Raw genomic sequence first — 19,395 nt, 5'->3', positions numbered from 1 at the left:
AACACCATGAATACCCTGTTTAGCCAACCGCTGAACGTCATCAACGCTGGCCTGGCCGGCTTTGCCGACAACATCCGCCACGCTGGCGGCGAAGTCACCCATCTGAACTGGCAACCGCCTGCCCAGGGCGATATTACCGCCGGGCTGGCACTGGCCCGTTTGCTGAACCACCCGCTGGTGGAAGCCGCCAACAAACAAGCCATGGATCAATACCTGGCGGCCCAGCCCGTGCTGGTTGACGTGCTACCTGCCCGTGAAGCCATTCCGGCCATGGCCGAGCACAAACTGATCTTGCATGCTGGCCCACCTATTTCGTGGGACGATATGTGCGGCCCGGTGCGTGGCGCAATCATTGGCGCAATCCTGTTTGAAGGCTGGGCGAGCGATCATGCAGCGGCCGAGCAAATGGCACGCAGTGGCGGCGTGGCCCTGGAACCTTGCCACCATTACGGCGCCGTCGGCCCCATGGCCGGCATCATCAGCCCATCCATGCCGTTGTGGGTAATCCAGAACAAAACCAACGACCAGCGCACCTTCAGCAACTTCAACGAAGGCCTGGGCAAGGTACTGCGTTTTGGCGCCAACAACGACGAAGTGCTGCAACGCCTGCACTGGATGCGCAACGAGCTGGCCCCGGCCATGCAAGCTGCCGTGCGCCAACTGGGTGAGGTCGAACTCAAGCCCTTGATGGCGCAAGCCCTGCACATGGGCGATGAAGTCCACAACCGCAATGCCGCCGCGACCGGTCTGTTGATCAAGCGTTTGCTGCCTGCTTTGCTGCAAACCAGCATGCCGCTCTCCACCTTGCAAACCGTGGTCAATTTTATTGTCGGCAACGATCACTTCTTCCTGAACCTGTCCATGGCGGCCTCCAAGGCGATGATGGATGCCGCGGCCAACGTGCCGTTCAGCAGCATGGTGTCGGTTATGGCGCGCAACGGCGTCAATTTCGGCATCCGCGTATCCGGCACGGGTGATCAATGGTTCCAGGCGCCAGCCAACCCGGTCGAAGGCTTGTTCTTCCCCGGTTATGGCGTGGCCGATGCCGCTGCCGACCTGGGTGACAGCGCCATTACCGAAACCGCAGGCCTGGGCGGCTTTGCCATGGCCTCGTCCCCGGCCATCGTCAAGTTTGTCGGCGGCACCCCGGCCGATGCCACTGCCAACAGCCTGCGCATGCAGAGCATCACCATCGGCAGCAACCCGGCGTTTACCCTGCCAGCGCTGAACTTTGCCCCGACCGCAGCCGGCATTGATATCCGCAAAGTGGTTGACCGCAACATCCTGCCCATTATCAACACCGGCATTGCCCACAAAGAGCCTGGCGTTGGCCAGATTGGCGCCGGGATCACCACGGCCCCCATGCCCGGCTTTACCGAAGCGATCAAAGCACTGGCCGAACGCATTCAACAGTATGAGGAAGGCCAACAATGAGCCAGCAAGCCAACAAACCCCTGGCCGTGATTGCGGTTGGCGGCAACGCGCTGATCCGCGACGACGCGCACACCAGTATTCCCGACCAGGCTGCGGCAGTAACCGCGACGGTTGAACACATTGCCGACCTGATCGGCGCAGGCTGGCGTGTGGTCATCACCCACGGTAATGGCCCGCAAGTGGGCTTTATCCTGCGCCGGTCCGAGCTGGCCGCCAGTGAAGTCAACCCGGTGCCACTGGATTACGCCGTGGGCGATACCCAGGGCGCCATCGGCTACATGTTCCAGCGTGCGTTGGGCAACGCTCTGGCGCAGCGTGGCCTGTTGCAACCGGTGGTCAGCGTAGTCACACAAACCCGCGTCAGCCCGGCAGATCCGGCCTTCGCCAAGCCGGATAAACCGGTAGGCGCATTTATGGATGAAGCCACCGCCAAAGCCCGTGCCGCCGAACTGGGCTGGACCATCATGGCTGATTCAGGCCGTGGCTGGCGCCGCACTGTGGCCTCGCCCCAGCCGCAAGAAATTGTGGAAAGCGCGGTCATCAGCAAACTGCTCGATAGCGGTGCCGTGGTCATTGCCTGCGGCGGCGGCGGTATTCCGGTTGTGCGTGATGCGTCCGGTCAGTTGCAAGGGGTAGAAGCCGTGATCGACAAAGACCGCGCCTCTGCCTTGCTGGCTGGTCAACTGGGTGCAGACCTGTTGCTGATCCCCACCGGCGTAGCCCAAGTGGCGATCCGCTTTGGCAAGCCAGACCAGCAATGGCTGGACCGCCTCACCCTGGAACAAGCCGACACGCTGATTGCCAGCGGCGAACTGGGCGCAGGCAGCATGCAACCCAAAGTGGAAGCCATTGCCGGTTTTGTGGCGCAAGCCCGTGCCCATGGCAAAACCGCCCAGGGTCTGATCACCAGCCCGGAATGCATTCTCAACGCGCTGGAAGGCCGCACCGGCACCTGGATCAGCGCCTGATCATCCGATTTCCAGCCCGATACAAAGGTAAACCATGACCAAAAAAACAACCCTGCTCGCCGTGAACGGCACCCTGATGCGCGGCCTGGGGCTCAACCCCAATCTGACCAACGTCGGCGGCACCTTTGTGCGTGAAGACCGTACTGACGCGCACTACCGCGTGTGGAGTATCAACGATCGCCACCCAGGCATGATCCGCGTAACCGAAGGCGGTGCCCATGTGGCGCTGGAAGTCTGGTCGCTGCCGCTGGATGCCTTTGCCACGGTGCTTTCCAACGAGCCGGCCGGCCTCTCCATCGGCAAGGTCAAGCTGGAAAACGGCGAAGAAATGCTGGGTGTGCTGGCCGAACCGTGGCTGGTAGAAGGCCAGCGCGAAATCACTGCCACCGGCGGCTGGCGTGCTTACACAGGCCATCACCACATCGCCTGATCAGTTTGATCATCAAACCTTGAAGGAAGCGGAAAATGCGCAAGACCGATCCAGCTTTAAACACCGCCCCTGGCTACAAGATCGCCATGATCCTGCTGGGGATTGCCGTCACACCGGTGCTGTTGTCCTCCTCCAGTCTGGGCAGCCAGTTGGCCAGTTCAGACCTGATGACCGTGGTTGGCCTGGGGGGTCTGATCCTGACCATCCTCGCCGGCATGACTATCTGCGTGGGCGAGAAAGCCCGTCTGCCGACTTACGGGATTGTGAAATACCCGTTTGGCGAGCGCGGCGCCATTGCCATTAACGTCTTGATGGCGGTCAGCCTGTTTGGCTGGATTGCCGTCACCGCCAGTATGTTCGGGCACTCCGTCCATGATCTGTTAGCCGGTTACGGCATTAGCGTGCCGGTATCTGTGCTGGTTGCGATCGGCTGCGCCATATTCGTGGCTTCTACAGCCTTTGGCTTTGCCATTCTGGGGAAGGTCGCGCAGTTTGCCGTGCCGGTCATCGCGCTGATGGCCTGCTACGTTCTGTACGTGGCCAAAACCGGCAGCGTTGCCGCCCCCGCCGCCGTGCATGGCATGAACGTGGGCGTGGCCGTGTCGTCAGTGGTCGGAACCATCATAGTGCTGGTCGCCACCCTGCCGGACTTCGGCGCCTTTGTGCATAACCGCAAACACGCACTGATTGCCGCCGTGCTCACCTTCTTCGTGGCCTACCCGCTGCTGTACTGGATTGGCGCCACGCCTAGTTCGCTGACCGGCCAGGGCTCACTACTGGCCGCCATGGCCATGTTTGGCGCTGTCCTGCCCACCGCGCTATTGCTGATCTTCGCAACAGTCACCGGTAACGCAGGCAACATGTTCCAGGGCACGTTGGTGGTGTCTACCTTGCTGACGCGCTTTCCCAAGTGGCAGATTACCGTCGCGCTGGGTATCCTGGCCGTCATTGTGGGCAGCATGGACATCATGAACTGGTTCATTCCGTTCTTGCTGTTCCTCGGGGTGGCCACGCCGCCGGTTGCCGGCATTTATATTGCAGACTTTCTGTTCTGCCGCCGCAACGGTTACGACGAAGCCGCCCTCAAGCGTGATCCGGCCATCAAGCTGACCACGTTCGCGATCTGGCTGCTGGCCTCTGTCGTGGGCTTCATGACGGTCAAGGGCTTGTTCACCCTCACCAGCATTCCTTCAGTAGATTCAATCCTGGTGGCTTTTGCTGGCTATGCCCTTCTGGCCAGATTGACCACTCGTCCTGCTTTGGCCAATGTCTGATCGACGCTGCCCTGCAAAACCCGCACGCTGTGCGGGTTTTTTTATGCCCGGTCAGAACATTGATGTTTATCTCCAGCGAAACCCTGCGCATTGTGCGTCTTGTAGCCAAATATCAGAACATTACCGCCGCTGCGGACCGCATCAACAAGGTGCCCTCGGCCATCAGTTACACCGTCAAAAAGCTGGAAGAAGCCCTCGGTGCCACGCTGTTTGAACGGCGCGGCAGCCATATCTGCCTGACCGAAGCGGGCGAATATTTCATCCGCCACAGCAAAAACATCATCGACGACATGGACGCCCTGCAGCGCAATACGCTGCTGGTGTACGAAGGCATCGAGCGCGAGCTGCGAATCGCCGTGAACAACATCATTCCGCAAAATGTGCTTGTCACCCTGATCCAGTCTTTTGAAGAAGCCTTCCCCACCACCCAGCCAGTGCTCCAGCGTGAGGTCTACAACGGCTGCTGGGATGCGCTGTACAGCAAACGGGTCGATCTGGTCATCGGTGCGCCGCACGCCGTGCCTTACCCCGAAGGCATCGTCAGCGAGCCCCTGGGCAAGATGGAATGGGATTTCGTCCTCAGTCCGCGCCACCCACTCGCCTGCGTACCCACCCCCTTGCGCACGCATGAACTGCGCAAATATCCAGCCATCTGCATCCGCGATACTTCAATCAACTTCAGTCCACAGCAAGCGTGGCTCCTGGACGCCCAAAAACCTTTGTTTGTGCCCGGTTTTGGCGTTGCCATTGCACTGATCGAAGCAGGCTCAGGTATCGGCTATATCCCCCGCCACCTCGCTGCCGGCCCCGTTCATGCCGGGCGCCTTGTGGTCCGCACGGTAGAAGAGCAAAAACACGCCACTCACCTCTTCCTGGCCTGGCGCCCGGACGGCATGGGCCGCGTCCGGCAATGGTGCGTGGATTATTTGCTGCGCCCGGAACGACGGCGGCAATTGTGTGGTCAGGATTAAGCCAGCGGTATCACACCTGCACCGACGGAATACTCTTCATACACCGCAGCGCAAACATCGACCGGCTATGGCGGATGCCAGAGATCCGGTAGAGCTTCTCGCGCAGAAAGCGCTCGTATCCTGCCGTGCCGTCCACCGCCAGTTTCACCAGGTAGTCGTACTCGCCAGAGACCAGATGCGCTTCCAGCACTTCGGGCAGGGCAGCCAGTTCTTCGCCAAAGCGGATCAGCGTGTTTTCTTCGTGGCTATCCAGGGTGATTTCCACCAGCACGATGTCGGCGAAGCCCAGTTTCTTCTGATCGATGAGCGCGACGTAGCCGCTGATATAGCCGTCTGTTTCCAGTTGCCGGGTGCGGTTCCAGCAGGCGGTAGCACTCATGCCAACCTGTTCGGCCAGTTCTGCATTGGAAAGGCGCGCGTTCTGTTGCAGGGCGCGCAGTATCTTGCGGTCTTGCTGATCCAGCAGGCGATTGCGTGAGTTCATGGCTTTTCTGAAGAATGTTTCTATCAATGCATATTATCAGAAATATTCTTCTGCTTACGGTACCAAATCACCCCAAATCAGAAAGCCTTTTCAGCGTCCGCCCTGGTATATTTTCTGTACTGTCACGCCCCGCGCCAGCCACCGGATCATCACGTCTGCTGGCGCAACCGGCCCGCCACAAGCGGCCCCGGCGGCGAGCCCGGCGTTATGATCGCCGGCAGGATGAGCGCAGGCCAACCCACTGCCGCGCGTTGCATTCAACGGGGATGATGGATTGTGTCGGCCTGATTCTCTGGTCGGTGCGGTAAAAGCTATTTCGCAAAAGCGACAAGAACTTGCCAAAGCGGGAAGTCCGCCCTGTCTTGCCTTGATGGCTTTTCTGGCCACACCATCAACATAAGCATCTGAAATAAAAAGAAATTTGTAGATCACACTCCATGACATTGGCCTGAACCGCGCCACCACCCCGCCAAAACCCCGCATTGCCGCCCGCGTGCTTTACTGAAACCATCCGCACACCTTGCGCCTGCCACCCTGGTTGCGCGCCTGCTTGGGTTCAGACCTGGTCCGATGAATTTGCCCGCCCACATTGCCGTGTTGCTGGTTCCGCCGTGCACTTTGCTGCAGGTGGGCGCTGTGACGCGCGTGTTTGCCGAGGCCAATCGTCACGCGGCAGTACCGCTGTATGAGGTGCGCTTTGTGTCTGCCGATGGTGCGCCGGTTATGCTGGAAAACAACCTGCCGCTGGCCGTGACCGGGGCTATCCAGAGTATCCAGCCACATGAAGCACTACTGGTTCTGAGCGATGGCATTGGCAAGGCCGACGCGCTCTGCAACGCCTTGCAACAACGTGCGAACCAGCCGCTTCTGGGCGGGCTTGGGACTGGCGCCTGGTGGTTGGCGCAGGCCGGTTTGCTCAATGGCTACCGCGCCACGCTGCACTGGCCGCATCTGCCCGCGTTCAACGAGCGCTTTTTGAAGGTTATTGCCACGCAGCATGTATTTGAGCTGGATCGGGACCGTTTTACCTGTGGCGATGGCGTGGCCTTGATTGACGGCCTGCTGGCGCTGATTGGCCGGCAACAGGGTACGGTGCTGACCGAAGCCATTGCCAGTGCCCTGTCCATGGAACGCATCCGCAACGGCGAAGATCGCCAGCGCGTGCCTTTGTTGGCGCGGCTGGGCGAGAAACAGCCACGGATCACTGAAGCCGTGATGCTGATGGAAGCCAATCTTGAAGAACCGCTGACCACCGATGAACTGGCACGTCTGACCGGGCAATCGCGTCGCCAGCTAGAGCGCTTGTTCAAGCAGCATCTGGACATGGCGCCGACGCGCTATTACCTGCAATTGCGGCTGGAACACGCGCGCCATTTGCTGCGCACCACTGGTAAATCGGTGATCCAGATTGGCTTGTTGTGCGGGTTCTCTTCCGGCGCGCATTTCTCCACCGTGTACCGCGGGCATTTCGGCATGGCGCCACGGGAGGAGCGGTTCAAGACATTGGGCGATGCGCGTTCCACTCATATTTGATCTGTCTCAAACACGCAGATGCCTGTCGTTCCCACGCAATTGTCGTTTTTGACCCCGCCCTAGAATGAGCACTCCTTTATCCCGTTCGATCCGGAGTGTTTCCATGTCTGCCGTAACCCGTAAAACCTTTGATGAAGTGATGGTGCCCAATTACGCACCGGCCGCGTTCATTCCGGTATCCGGCCTGGGTTCGCGGTTGACCGATCAAGACGGCAAGGAATATATCGATTTCGCCTGCGGTATTGCGGTCACCAGCCTGGGTCACCGTCATCCGGAGTTGACCGCCGTGCTGCATGATCAGGTCGATCATCTGTGGCATTTGTCGAACACGCATACCAACGAACCCGCGCTGCGTTTGGCCCGCCGCCTGACCGAAACCACCTTTGCCGAACGGGTGTTTTTCTGCAATTCCGGCGCTGAAGCCAACGAAGCCGCGCTCAAGCTGGCGCGCAAATACGCGGTGGATCGCAACCCGGAAAAAACGCAGATTGTTTCCTGCAAGCAGTCTTTTCACGGTCGCACACTGTTTACCGTGTCGGTCGGCGGCCAGCCCAAGTACACCGAAGGTTTTGGCCCGCTGCCAGGTAACCTGGCGCATATCCAGTTCAACGACATTGCCGCTGCAGAAGCCACCATTCACTGGGGAACGGCGGCGGTCATTGTTGAGCCCGTACAGGGCGAAGGCGGCATTACGCCCGCCAGCAAAGCGTATCTGCAAAAGCTGCGTGAACTGTGTGACAAACACGGCGCACTGCTGATTTTTGATGAAGTGCAGATTGGCGTGGGCCGCTCAGGCTCGCTGTTCAGCTATATGGAATACGGCGTGACGCCGGATATCCTGACCAGCGCCAAAGCGCTGGGAAACGGCTTGCCGATTGGCGCCATGCTGACCACCAAAGAGATTGCCGCCACCTTCGTCGTCGGCACACACGGTTCTACCTACGGCGGCAACCCGCTGGTCTGCGCGGTGGCCGACAAGGTGATCGAGATCGTCAGCCGCCCGGAAACCCTGGCCGGTGTTAAGCAGCGCCATCACTGGCTGGTCGATGGTTTGAAAGCCATCAACCAGAAACATCACGTGTTTACCGACATTCGTGGCCAGGGCTTGTTGATTGGCGCAGAACTGATCCCCGCGCTGCACGGCAAAGCCAAAGATGTGCTGAACGCCGCGGCAAAACACGGTCTGGTGACGCTGGTGGCCGGGACCAACGTCGTGCGCTTTGCGCCGTCGCTGGTGATCCCGGTGGCAGACCTGAACGAAGGCCTGAAGCGTTTCGAACTGGCCGTCGCAGAGATTGCCGCGCAAGTGACGCAAACCGCCTGATCGACACCCATTGAGATGGCAAACCCGCTGCTACCCGCGCCGGGTTTCAACACCGCGCGACGCGACCACCGTCGCGCGGTTTGCCTGTGTAACACCGTCACAGAGAACGGTGCCAGGCAACTACAATCATAAAAAACCAACAACATCTACCCCCATTGGAGCCGCCATGCTGTTTGTCCGCCCCGGCAAACCGTCAGACCTGGAAGAACTGGAGCACATGGCGCGCGAAACCGGCCCGGTGCTGCATTCCTTGCCGCCTGATCACCAACGGCTGGCGCAGCATGTGCAGCACTCCATCGATTCGCTGGAAAGCGATATCGAATACCCCGGTGAAGAAACCTACTTGTTTGTGCTGGAAGACTCGGTCACTGGCCGCTTGCATGGCACCGCCAGCATTGTCGCCATGGCCGGGTTCTCTGAGCCCTTTTACGTATTCCGCAATGAAGTGGTCGTGCATGCCTCCCGTGCACTCAAGGTCAATCACCGCGTGCATGCACTGGTGCTCTCGCACGAAATGACCGGTCGTACACGGCTGACCGGTTTCTATGTCGATCACGCCACCCAGCAACACAGCGCGCTGGCGGCGCACTTGTTGTCGCGAGCGCGCATTTTGTTTGCCGCGCAGCACCGCGAACGCTTTACCCACGAAATCTTCGCCGTGCTGCCTGGCATCACCGACGCGCAAGGCCATTCTCCTTTCTGGGAAGGTGTCGGCTACAAGTTCTTCAAGCGTGATTTCAAGCAGATGGAGATCGAATCCGGCGGGCGTAGCCGCACCTTCATCGCCGAGATGATGCCGGTTGATCCGCTCTACGTACCGCTGTTGTCTGAAGATGCCCAGCGCGTCATGGGTGAGCCACATACCGATGCCCTGCCCAACTATGAATGCCACCTGGCAGAAGGGCTGGAGCCCGACAAGTTTGTCGATATTTTCGATGCCGGCCCGGTGCTGACCGGTGTGCTGGATGTCTGCCAGTCCGCACGGCTGGGCAGCGTACGCCATGCCACGCGTGGCAAGGTAGATGCCGGCAGCATGCCGTGGCTGGTGAGCAATCTGTACACCACCGACTTCAGATGCGTGATCGTGATGCTGCCAGAAACGCCGCCCGCGACACTCACTCTGCCGCCAGAGGTGTTTGATTTGCTGGACATCCAGGAGGGCGATCTGGTGCGCTGCGCCCCGGTGGGAGGGCTGCCCGCATGATCGTGATGCGACTTTGCACTCCGGCTGATCTGGACGCGTTGATTGATCTGGCCAACAAGGCCGGCCCCGGCATGACCACGCTCAAGCCCGACCGGGACGTCCAGGGTGCGCGGCTGGACCGCGTGCAGCGTACGGTAGAAGGCGTTGCCGCGCTGGCCGATCAGGGCTATCTCTTCATGATGGAAGACACCAGCACGGGCGCTGCCGTGGGTGTGTGCGGACTGGAAGTCGCCGTCGGCCTGGAACAACCCTTCTACACCTACCGCATGGACACGTTTGTGCATGCAAGCCGCGAGATGGGCCTGTATACGCGCATGGATAAACTCCACATGTCGCACGGCCTGACCGGGTATTCCGAGCTATGCACGCTATTCCTCAGCCCGGACTGGCGCGTGAATGGCAACGGCGCGTTGTTGTCCAAATCCCGCTTCATGTTTATTGCCCAGTTCCCGGCACGTTTCTCTGAACACTTGTGTGCCGAAATGCGCGGCCATTTTGATGAACACGGCGAATCCCCGTTCTGGCGAGCCCTGGGTGCCCATTTCTACCGCATTGGTTTCAACGAGGCCGATCAACTGGTGGCACAGGGCAAGAAGTCATTCCTCGCCGAATTGATGCCGCGCTACCCGGTGTATGTGGATTTTCTGCCCGAAGACGCCCGCGCCTGTATCGGTAAAACGCATATCGACACCGAGCCCGCCCGCCGCCTGCTGGAAAGCGAAGGCCTGCGCGCCGAGCAACATATCGATATCTTTGAAGGCGGCCCGGTGCTGGAAGCACGCATCGACAGCCTGCGCGTGATGCATGACAGCGCGCTTTATACCATTGAGATAACCGATTCCCCGGCGACCTCCGACACCCGCTGGATTGTCGCCAATAGTGAGCTGGCGGATTTCCGCGTCATGCTCACCCGCAGCGTGCCACACAACGGCGTGCTGCCCCTGACGCCCGAACAAGCCGCCGCGCTGCATGTCACAGCGGGTAGTTCTGTGCGGGCCATGACGCTGAACCCGGCGCCGCGCTGATTCTCATAAGGATTGCCCCATGACCGCATTCGACCCTCGCCACAGCCAGCTCTGGCAATTGCTGGAGGCCACCATTGGCGCCGACGCCACGCAAAAGCTGTTCGACATGATTGATGTCGACGACACCTTGCTGACCGCCCCGGTTGCCAGCGTGCCTCGCGTATTGATCGCGCAGGCCATGAACATGCAATTGTTCGCCAAAAACCTGGATGCCGTGCCGGAAGGCAAACGCTATGTGGATGCCAAACTGGCTGCGGGCGAGAAAGTTGTGTTCGATCATGGCGCCCTGCGTACCGTCACCGCCGCCAACACGGGCGCCTTGCCGCAAGGCGAAGCGGCCTTCAAACGTATCCTGGAGCCGCTGGGTTTCAGTGTCGCCGCCGTGTACCCGCTAGCCCGCCTGAAAATGACCGGCCGCGCGTATTGCCATGATGATGCGCCAGAGATCGTGGCCCAGTTTTTTGTCTCTGAACTGCATGTCGACCAGTTCTCCCCGACGTTTGGTGCAGCGGTCGATGCCGTGGTCAGCAGCAGCCATGACCCGCTGACCGACGAGCACAAAGCCCTGCTCGCCAAACTGGCCGCGCACCGCGCCCTGCCACTCAACGACGCCTTCAAACTGCTGCCAGCGCTGGTGGCTTGTTTTAACGTACAGCACGACACCCCGCCCCTGGCTGCCTACGAAACGCTGCTGACCGAATCAGCCGAAATGGCGTGGATTGCCACGGAAGGCAACAGCTTTAACCACGCGACCGACCGCGTGCCGGATGTGATAGCCCTGGCCGATCAGCTCCGCGCGCAGGGTGCGCCAATCAAAGACAAAGTGGAGATCTCTGGTGCCGGGTCTGTGCGTCAGACTGCCTTCAAGGCAGCGATGGTGGAGCGTGCATTCAAGACCGCTGACGGCGGTGTGGTAAAGAAAGTGGTGCCGGGGTCGTTTTATGAGTTTATTTCGCGTGATTTGCTGACGGGCGAGGCCGGGCAGACACATCTGGATTTGCGGTTTGATAGCGGGAATGCGCAGGGGATTTTCAAGATGACTGCGGCGCAGGCGCCAGGGTAAGGTTTTTTGCGGGAGTGGTTGGCGGCGTTTGGCTAGCTGGTGCCTGCAAAGCACTGAAAGCCCAAACCCCTGTTAGCGCCTTCGGCGCGAGTAAAAGCATTTGATACCGGGGGTGCCCGGAGCACGGTACTTTCTTTTGGGTCGCCAAAAGAAAGTACCCAAAGAAAAGGCGACCCCAGCCTGGCGGCCCTCCGGGCTGCCCTCAGTCGGTCGGGAGCCTAAGGTCTCCCTCCATCCTTCGGCGCTTGGCTTTAATGGGGGAACGTCAAAAGCAACGGCAACAGCCAAATCGTCTGGGCGCGGGTTTGTAGGGTGGATTCGGAGCGAAGCGACAATCCACCAAAGGCAGCCCGTTGGGCTGCGGACTGGATTCCCGCCTTAGCGGGGGCCCGCCGAGGGGAATGACGAAGTGGTGGAATCACCAGGCCATTCTTGCAAACAGACGGTTTGCGGGGTTGCAGTTGCTTTTGACTTGCCTCCCCTTGACTGCGCCGAGCATCGCAGTGAAGTCCGGGGTTTCGGCGTAAGGGTGTTTGAGGGCTTTAGCCCGAGTTCCCTGGAGCCAGCCGGACTTCGCGAGAAGCGCAGGGAACCCACGAAGTGGGCGCCGTCGCAGGGGTCGTTTTTCTTTGGTGCCTTTCTTTTGGCGCCCCAAAAGAAAGGCCCTTGCTGTCGGGCAACCCCCGACATGTAAACAACGCGCCGAAGGCGCTGAACAAAGAGGTTTAAAAGGTTTTCAACCCGCGAACCCCAACCTCCTGAACACATCCAACTATTTTTAGTGTTCAATCACCCTAACCCCACCCGCGCAGCAAAACATATGATCCCGCGCCTGGCCGAACGCCCCCTCTCCAATCCACTTTACCTGGATTTCATCACCGAACTCCGCACCCGTGGCTTCGAGGGTGAGCTCTCGGCCAGTTACGCTGACCGCACCGTTGCTGCCACAGACAACTCCATCTACCAGATCTGGCCCCAGGTCGTGGTCACGCCAAAACACGCCGACGACATCATCCGCGTTGTCAAAGTGCTGGCCGAGGAGCGGTTCCGGCATCTGGTGATCAGCCCGCGCGGCGGGGGTACGGGAACCAACGGACAATCGCTCACCCAGGGCGTGGTGGTTGATCTCTCCCGTAATATGAACCGCATTCTGGAAATCAATCCCCAAGAGCGCTGGGTACGGGTAGAAGCCGGTGTGGTGAAGGATCAATTGAACGCCGCACTCAAACCGCACGGGCTGTTTTTTGCGCCGGAACTCTCCACCTCCAACCGCGCCACGATTGGCGGCATGGTCAATACCGATGCCAGCGGCCAGGGTTCCTGCTTGTATGGCAAAACGCGGGATCACGTCCTGGCGCTGGATACCGTATTGCTGGACGGCACGCATTGGCATTCAGAACCGCTGCCAGCAGATGAACTCCTCAGTATTCAGCAACGGGGCGATCTGGTCGGAGAAGTCCATCGACTGCTGGACAGCATTGCACGCGATCAAGCCGATCTGATTGCGGAACGCTTCCCCAAACTGAATCGCTGCCTCACCGGTTATGACCTGGCGCATATCCGCAATGCCGATGGCTTGTTCGATCTGAACGCCATTCTGTGCGGCGCGGAGGGCACATTGGGCCTCGTGACCGAGGTCAAACTCAACGTACTGCCTATCCCCAAATTCAGCGCGCTGGTGAACGTACGCTACACGACATTTGATGCCGCCTTGCGTGACGCCCCGCGTCTGATGGCCTTGCAGGCTGCGTCGATTGAAACCGTCGATTCCAGAGTACTGGCGCTGGCGCGGCAGGACATCATCTGGCACGGCGTCGCGGAGTTCTTCCCGGATGACGATGGCCCGGAAGCGTTGGGTATCAATCTGGTCGAATTCATTGCCGATGACGAAGTCGCGCTTGAAGCCAGACTCACCGAAGTCACCGGCATTCTGGATGGTCAGGGCCAGGCGCATGGGCGCAATGGCTATACCCTGGCCCGAGGTGAAGCCGCAGTCGGCCGACTGTGGAATATGCGCAAAAAATCCGTTGGCCTGCTGGCCAATATGCAAGGCGAGCGGCGGCCGATTCCCTTTGTCGAAGACACCGCCGTGCCACCCGAACACCTGGCAGATTACATTGCCGAATTCCGCGCGCTACTCGATAGCCATGGCGTGGTTTACGGCATGTTCGGGCATGTCGATGCTGGCGTGCTGCACGTGCGCCCGGCACTGGATATGAAAAACCCGGAAGACGAACAACGCATCCGCACCATCAGCGATGGTGTAGTTGCACTGACGCAGAAGTACCACGGCCTGTTGTGGGGCGAGCATGGCAAGGGCGTGCGTTCTGAATATGCACCGCATTTCTTCGGGCCGCTCTACCCCACACTGCAACAGATCAAGGCGGTGTTTGATCCGCATAATCAGCTGAATCCGGGCAAGATTGCCGCCCCCACGCCCGATGGTTTACTGCGCATTGATGGCGTACCCACGCGCGGTCAACATGACCGGATCATTCCCATTGCGGTACGCGAACGCTACGCTGAAGCGATGCACTGCAATGGCAACGGCGCGTGCTACAACTTTGATCCGGATGACGCCATGTGCCCGTCCTGGAAGGGCACGCGTGAGCGGCGGCACTCGCCCAAAGGCCGCGCATCGCTCATCCGGGAATGGTTACGGCAAATGACGCTGGCCGGGGTCGATCCGGTATCTGAAAGCGCCAACCTGCGCAGCGGCAATGTCTGGTTGATGTTACCGGCGCGACTGGGCAACACGTTGGGTCGGCGGCGCGGCGAAGCAGATTTCAGCCACGAGGTCATGGAAGCCATGCAGGGGTGCCTGGCGTGTAAATCCTGTGTGGCGCAGTGCCCGGTGAAGGTGGATGTCCCGGAGTTCCGCAGCAAATTCATGGAGCTGTATTACGGCCGCTATCTTCGCCCGTTCAAGGATTATCTGGTTGGCAGCATGGAAAGCACCCTGCCGCTGTTCGCCCGCTGGCCAGCGTTATACAACGCGGTCATGGGTAGCAAGCTGGGCCAGAGCATGCTGGCAAAGCTGAACCTGGTGCACAGCCCGTTACTCTCGGGCACGCACCCGGTACAGGCCCTGCAGCAACGCAACTTCAAGCTGGCAACAACCGAAGTATTGCAAACGCTGGATGACACCGCCCGCGCCAATGCAGTGATCGTGGTGCAGGACGCCTTCACCAGTTATCTGGAAACCAGCTTGCTGCTGGATACCTTTGAACTGCTGCAGCAACTGGGCTTCACCCCACTGCTGGCCCCGTTTGCGCCCAATGGCAAACCACTGCATGTGCACGGTTTTCTGGGCCGGTTTGCCCGTGTTGCCGGCAAAAACGCCGATCACCTGCGTGCGCTGGCCGCATCGGGTATCGCACTGGTCGGCCTGGAGCCATCCATGACCCTGGCGTACCGCGCCGAGTACGTCAAAACGCTCGGCAAAGACGCAGCCCCAGCCGTACAGTTGATTCAGGAATGGCTGGCAGAGCAACTGTCCCGCTGGCCAGAGGTCCGCGCCAGTGGCGAAACATTGACGTTGTTATCTCACTGCACCGAGAAAACCAGCGTACCCACCGCACCTGGCGACTGGCAAAAGCTGTTCCATCACTTCGGTATCACACTCAATACCCAGGCGACCGGCTGCTGCGGCATGGCCGGGACATACGGGCATGAGGCATCCAACCGGGCGATGTCTGAACACATCTATAGCTTGAGCTGGGCACCCATTATTGCGGCGCATGGCGAGGCGCATGATGTGCTGGCGACCGGTTATTCTTGCCGCTGCCAGACGAGGCTCGTCGATGACGTGAGCTTGCGGCATCCGGTGCAGGCCTTGCTGCAGGCAGTGCGTTCAGCCCAATAAAAAACGGCCCGTCAGGGGCCGTTTTTTTAGTCTGGCACGCTTACTTGCTGGCGTTTTTGTTGCTAGCCCCGCCCGCCGCCAATTGTGTCGGTACAAAGCTTTCCAGTACCGCTTTGCGCATCAACTCTGGTGGCAGCAATCCTTGTGACACCACAAAATCATTGAACGCCTGCAGATTGAACTGCGGCCCCAGCAGCAAGCGGGTTTGGGTCAACAGCGAACGCAGTTGCGTGTAGCCGTAATAGTAAGCGGTCGCCTGTCCCGGGCTATTGAAGGCGTAGCGGTCGATCTCTGACTGCGCCAGGGGTTCGGACAGCACCAGGTCATCCATCAATACCTGCTTGGCGCGCGCCGGGGTAATGCGGCCGGTGTTGATCATCGGATCAAGGAAGGCTCGCGCCACCCGCATCAACCGGGCGTCGAGCGAGATCAACTGCCCATCCAGCGGCATATAGGGCTCAATCGTGGCTTCGCAGTACACCGCCCACCCTTCCACATTGGCGCTGTTCTCGGCAAAGATGGCACGGGCAATCGAAGTCCCGTTTTCCACCATGCTGGAGAACTGCAGTTCGTGGCCCGGTCGGGCTTCGTGGGCGGTGAGTGTCCAGGACGCGGCTTCAAAACTGTCGTCATCCATCTTGGCATCAGACTTGGCATGCGGGTTCTGCGCCACGATGACGAACTCGCCGTACTCCCCCGTGTTGCCGATCAGGCGCGGCGGGCTCATGAACGGCGAGCCAATACTGGCAGCTTCTGCGTCCGTCGCCATCCGGATGTTGGCTGCGCGGTTGGGCAAGGTCACCAGATGCTGTTCGCGGATGATGGCCTCAATCTGGCCAAGTCGCTGCCGATAATGCGGCAACATCTGATCCGGGGTGATCACCTGTTTTTTCAGCTCACGGATGACATCACGGTAATTGCTGGAAGAAAAATGTCGTTCTGCCGCGATCTTGTCCGCAACAGCCTGCATCTGGCCTTGAACTTCCAGAAAATCCGCACCAGCGCGCTGGATGAGCTCATCCGGACCAATCTCTACGCCGTACATGCGCAGGTTGTCGGCGTAAATGGCTTCAGGCGGGCGGGCTTCTTGCCGGGCGTGCGGCACCAGCGTGGTCCGGGCCCAGTTGCCGTAATCGCGCAGTTGCTGGCTGAACACCGCCAGCGGTTGTTCCCAGCCCTTGATGCCGGCACGCGTGAAGTCATCACGCATGCCGTCAATCATCGTGTCGATGTTGCTGAGCTGCGTTTTGATGTCTTCTACATACGGGCCGGTCAGCCCACTCCGCTTCAGGTCTTCTTCCGTGCGTTCCCGCGCCAGATCGGTCAGCGGACGGTAGCCCGGTTCCAGCCCGGCGTAGCGCTTCAGGCGCACCAGTGCGTGAGCCTGTCGTTCGGGCTTGTTACGTGGCTCAAGCAGCCCATCGAGGCCGTAATAGGCAATTTGCGGCACATTGATGTACTGCAGCAGGTACTGGTGATTGAGCTTGAGCGTGGTGGCCTGCGCCTGGACCGAGTGAATGAGGATGTCCAGATCCTCTTGCACTTTCGGGTCATGCTCAGCGGCGCGGCTGGCTTTCAGACGCTTTGTGAGCCGGGCGGCATCCGCTTGTTCGCGCTCATACAACCCCGGGCGCAAATCGGCGACCTGCGTATCGAATTCTTCATCGCCACTGCTGGAGGCAGATTCCGGATCAAACACGCCCTGGGCATGCAGGATGGGCTGGGCAAACTGGTTGCTGCGTGTCACCCAGGCGGGCGGTGAACCGGCGAAAACGACAGGCGCAGCAAATGCCAGCGCCAGCAAGAGCGCAGACGGGCGCTTGGGCATGGAGGTCTCCGGATAGAAGAAGTAGAAGGCCGGCACCTGATAGATGCCGGTCAATCAGCTACAAGGGGCTGACGTTATGGGCGGGGATGACGAGCGTCAACTTTGTATGAAACGAAGGTGACATATAGGTTGCACTGGGGCTCTACCCCTTGCCGGTGGGCATGGGTAACGGCAGCGATGCCGTGTGCTTCACCGGCGCCAGCGCCACGCTGGATTTCACGCTGCGCACGCCTGGCAGACTGGTGAGCTTGTGCATCACAAAGCGCGACAGCGCCGGCAAATCGGGCACGATCACCCGCAGCAGGTAGTCCGCATCCCCGGTAATGCCAAAGCCTTCCAGGACTTCTGGCATGGCTTGCACGGCAGCCGCAAATTCGCGAATCGCCGCTTCGCCGTGGCGCTCCAGAATCACGCTGACAAAGGCCTGCACCGATAAGCCCAATAGTTCCGGATCCAGCGTGACACGATAGCCACGGACTACGCCAGACTCTTCCATGCGCTGAATGCGCCGGCCGATCTGCGAAGGGGATAAGGGCACATGCTGGCTGAGTTGCTGGTGAGAGGCACGCGCGTCTTTCTGGAGTTGTTCCAGAATCTGGTAATCGAACTTATCAAGCATATTTTGCGTACTTCCTGCATGAGTAGATCAATCATTGCATGATTTACGCATTCCCTGAGAAAAACCAGGGCTATTTTGCGCAAGTTGCGCGCGTCATCGGCCGTAGACTGTATTCATGGCGCAAACAGGAACAACACCATGAACCAGGCTGAAGAATTTGTCGTGCCTGACATCACCGTCCGCAAAAACGCGGGGCTCAGTCACGATACCGACTACACCATGCCCCAGCCGCTGGACCGCTACACCGAGGCCGACCACGCCACCTGGGCGACGCTGTATGCGCGTCAGGTAGCGCTATTGCCGGGCCGCGCCTGCGATGAATACCTGGAAGGTATTGCCGCCCTGCAAGTCAGCCCGGATCGTATCCCTGATTTTGGCGAACTCAACCAGCATCTGATGGCCGCTACCGGCTGGCAACTGGTGGCGGTGCCCGGTCTGATCCCGGGAGACATTTTCTTTGAGCACCTGGCCAATCGCCGCTTTCCGGTCACCTGGTGGATTCGTGAGCCAGACAATCTGGACTACCTGCCAGAGCCCGACATCTTTCACGACTTGTTCGGTCACGTGCCACTGCTGATGAACCCGGTGTTTGCCGATTATGTGCAGGCCTACGGCAAGGGCGGTGTCAAAGCTGACAGCCTGGGCGGGCTGGACATGCTGGCACGGCTATACTGGTTTACCGTGGAGTTTGGCCTGATCAATACACCCAAAGGCCTGCGGATTTATGGCGCCGGGATTTTATCTTCCAGCTCGGAGTCCCACTATTGCCTGGACAGCGACAGCCCCAACCGGCTGGGGTTTGATCTGCAGCGGATCATGAAAACCCGTTATCGCTATGACTCGTTCCAGAAAACGTACTTTGTGATCGACAGTTTTGAACAACTGTTCAAGGCCACCGAACCCGATTTTGCGCCGCTGTACGCGGCCATTGCCCCCAAGCCTGAGATCCCCGCTGGCGCAATTTTGCCTGGCGATACAGTGCTGCATCAGGGCACGGGTGAAGGCTGGCCGGACACTGAAGATGCCTGAGGAGCCCGACATGACCACACACAAGCTACCCGACGCCGAACGCGTCAGCGCCCTGCACGGCCTGCCCGGCTGGCAAAACGTGAAGGATCGCGACGCGATCAGCCGCAATTTCAAGTTTCAGGATTTCAACACCGCGTTTGGCTTTATGGCGCGCGTGGCGCTCAAGGCCGAGCAGATGAACCATCACCCGGAATGGTTCAATGTCTACAACCGGGTAGAGGTTGTACTGACCACGCATGATGCCAAAGGCGTGTCGGCGCTGGATATTGAAATGGCACGATTTATGGATGAGCTGGCGGGGCAGTAGTCATACCCCCGCCTCTGCCGCAGGATTCAAAAAGGGG

The 19,395-nt window shown here is 59.7% G+C and carries 16 protein-coding genes; 13 read left to right on the top strand and 3 right to left on the bottom strand.

The genetic code is table 11. The annotated features are described in order from the left end of the window. The first annotated feature begins 6 nt into the window (after positions 1 to 6). The 5 genes from IEX44_RS08955 (at position 7) to IEX44_RS08935 (ending at position 5,077) form a co-directional block, all read left to right on the top strand. Positions 7 to 1,434: a YlbE family protein gene (locus IEX44_RS08955; protein WP_188692021.1), complete on the top strand. Its 1,428-nt coding sequence runs from the start codon at positions 7 to 9 to the stop codon at positions 1,432 to 1,434. Further along, positions 1,431 to 2,402 (top strand): carbamate kinase, encoded by a 972-nt coding sequence (locus IEX44_RS08950; RefSeq protein ID WP_188692018.1) that lies wholly within the window; start codon positions 1,431 to 1,433, stop codon positions 2,400 to 2,402. The genes IEX44_RS08955 and IEX44_RS08950 overlap by 4 nt, the downstream gene beginning before the upstream one ends. Positions 2,403 to 2,436: 34 nt before the next feature. Next, positions 2,437 to 2,832, top strand: a complete 396-nt coding sequence (locus tag IEX44_RS08945; protein WP_188692016.1) for an allophanate hydrolase-related protein — start codon at positions 2,437 to 2,439, stop codon at positions 2,830 to 2,832. Between the two features lie 35 nt (positions 2,833 to 2,867). Further along, positions 2,868 to 4,106 (top strand): cytosine permease, encoded by a 1,239-nt coding sequence (locus IEX44_RS08940; RefSeq protein ID WP_188692013.1) that lies wholly within the window; start codon positions 2,868 to 2,870, stop codon positions 4,104 to 4,106. Between the two features lie 62 nt (positions 4,107 to 4,168). Then, complete coding sequence (locus tag IEX44_RS08935) at positions 4,169 to 5,077, top strand: LysR substrate-binding domain-containing protein (RefSeq protein ID WP_188692010.1); 909 nt, start codon at positions 4,169 to 4,171, stop codon at positions 5,075 to 5,077. A gap of 10 nt (positions 5,078 to 5,087) precedes the next feature. Here IEX44_RS08935 and IEX44_RS08930 read toward each other — a convergent pair whose 3' ends face one another. Next, entirely contained in the window at positions 5,088 to 5,561 is a 474-nt protein-coding gene (locus IEX44_RS08930; protein ID WP_188692007.1) for an Lrp/AsnC family transcriptional regulator, read from the bottom strand. Positions 5,562 to 6,131: 570 nt separating this feature from the next. Between IEX44_RS08930 and IEX44_RS08925 the strand changes: the two genes are divergently transcribed. The 6 genes from IEX44_RS08925 to ydiJ all read left to right on the top strand — a co-directional run bounded on the left by IEX44_RS08925 (position 6,132) and on the right by ydiJ (position 15,575). Beyond that, positions 6,132 to 7,094 (top strand): GlxA family transcriptional regulator, encoded by a 963-nt coding sequence (locus tag IEX44_RS08925; RefSeq protein WP_188692004.1) that lies wholly within the window; start codon positions 6,132 to 6,134, stop codon positions 7,092 to 7,094. Between the two features lie 103 nt (positions 7,095 to 7,197). Next, on the top strand, positions 7,198 to 8,418 hold the full coding sequence (locus IEX44_RS08920; protein ID WP_188692001.1) for an aspartate aminotransferase family protein: 1,221 nt from the start codon (positions 7,198 to 7,200) through the stop codon (positions 8,416 to 8,418). 166 nt (positions 8,419 to 8,584) lie between these two features. Continuing rightward, positions 8,585 to 9,622, top strand: a complete 1,038-nt coding sequence (gene astA / locus IEX44_RS08915; RefSeq protein ID WP_188691998.1) for an arginine N-succinyltransferase — start codon at positions 8,585 to 8,587, stop codon at positions 9,620 to 9,622. After that, positions 9,619 to 10,647, top strand: coding sequence for an arginine N-succinyltransferase (gene astA / locus IEX44_RS08910; protein ID WP_188691995.1), 1,029 nt, complete (start codon positions 9,619 to 9,621; stop codon positions 10,645 to 10,647). Before astA (IEX44_RS08915) ends, astA (IEX44_RS08910) begins: the two co-directional genes overlap by 4 nt. A gap of 19 nt (positions 10,648 to 10,666) precedes the next feature. Then, entirely contained in the window at positions 10,667 to 11,710 is a 1,044-nt protein-coding gene (locus IEX44_RS08905) for a DUF1338 domain-containing protein (RefSeq protein WP_188691994.1), read from the top strand. A gap of 820 nt (positions 11,711 to 12,530) precedes the next feature. Beyond that, positions 12,531 to 15,575, top strand: a complete 3,045-nt coding sequence (gene ydiJ / locus IEX44_RS08900; protein ID WP_188691990.1) for a D-2-hydroxyglutarate dehydrogenase YdiJ — start codon at positions 12,531 to 12,533, stop codon at positions 15,573 to 15,575. Between the two features lie 40 nt (positions 15,576 to 15,615). Here ydiJ and IEX44_RS08895 read toward each other — a convergent pair whose 3' ends face one another. Beyond that, on the bottom strand, positions 15,616 to 17,403 hold the full coding sequence (locus IEX44_RS08895; RefSeq protein ID WP_188691986.1) for a DUF885 domain-containing protein: 1,788 nt from the start codon (positions 17,401 to 17,403) through the stop codon (positions 15,616 to 15,618). Between the two features lie 142 nt (positions 17,404 to 17,545). Next, entirely contained in the window at positions 17,546 to 18,022 is a 477-nt protein-coding gene (locus tag IEX44_RS08890; protein WP_188691983.1) for an Lrp/AsnC family transcriptional regulator, read from the bottom strand. A 138-nt stretch (positions 18,023 to 18,160) separates the two neighbouring features. On the opposite strand from IEX44_RS08890, the gene phhA reads away from it, so the two are divergent. Continuing rightward, on the top strand, positions 18,161 to 19,051 hold the full coding sequence (phhA, locus tag IEX44_RS08885) for a phenylalanine 4-monooxygenase (protein ID WP_188691980.1): 891 nt from the start codon (positions 18,161 to 18,163) through the stop codon (positions 19,049 to 19,051). Positions 19,052 to 19,061: 10 nt separating this feature from the next. Next, positions 19,062 to 19,358: a 4a-hydroxytetrahydrobiopterin dehydratase gene (locus tag IEX44_RS08880; protein ID WP_188691977.1), complete on the top strand. Its 297-nt coding sequence runs from the start codon at positions 19,062 to 19,064 to the stop codon at positions 19,356 to 19,358. Positions 19,359 to 19,395: the final 37 nt, after the last annotated feature.

It is taken from the genome of Silvimonas amylolytica (assembly GCF_014645555.1).
GTDB classification, from domain to species: domain Bacteria; phylum Pseudomonadota; class Gammaproteobacteria; order Burkholderiales; family Chitinibacteraceae; genus Silvimonas; species Silvimonas amylolytica.
Note: the sequence above shows the minus strand (reverse complement) of the source record. Positions and strands in the feature narration are given on the sequence as shown.